The following is a 569-nucleotide window of genomic DNA, read 5'->3' on the forward strand; positions in this document are numbered from 1 at the left end:
CTTCGTCGAGCAGGTTGGTGTTGTTGAATTCCGACGACTTGATGATCGTGGTGATCTGCTCTTTCAGAGCCGTGAAGTCCTTGTCGATAGCGGCGCGGCTGTCGTCTTCCAGACCGGCATCCGCTGCTTCATAGGCCTTCGACTTCATCTGGTTGAGAAGGTCGGAAATCTGCTCGGCACCGGCGATCGCGGTGTCGGTGACGCTCTTCGCGTTGTTGAGCGAGGAGGTGACCGCACCCAGACCGCCGAGGTCGCCACGAAGGGTCTGAGCCACGGTGTACTTCGACGAATCATCCTTGGTCGAGCCGACGGCCAGACCGGTGTTGATGCGGCTCTGCACCTGGTTCATGCCTGCATTGGTCGCGTTGAGGCTCTGGAGAGCGGCCATCGCGCCAGCATTGGTGTTAACCGAAAACGCCATTTTGGTCTTCCTTCTAGAAAAGCAGGCCGAGTTCTGCGGCCAGATGACGGGAGCGCCGTCATGCGCACAGCTGGTTCTTCCGGCTGCATCTTCATTCTAGGAAGGGAAAATAACCGCCCGGGAATTTGGAAAGAAAAGTTTTCGAATG

The 569-nt window shown here is 57.3% G+C and carries 1 protein-coding gene; it reads right to left on the reverse strand.

The features are described from left to right. The coding region (locus tag NTCA1_RS28395) for a flagellin (RefSeq protein WP_201282635.1) at positions 1 to 421 on the reverse strand (421 nt) is incomplete at its 3' end. Between the last annotated feature and the right edge of the window lie 148 nt (positions 422 to 569).

This window comes from Novosphingobium sp. TCA1 (genome assembly GCF_009811895.1).
Lineage (GTDB): Bacteria > Pseudomonadota > Alphaproteobacteria > Sphingomonadales > Sphingomonadaceae > Novosphingobium > Novosphingobium panipatense_A.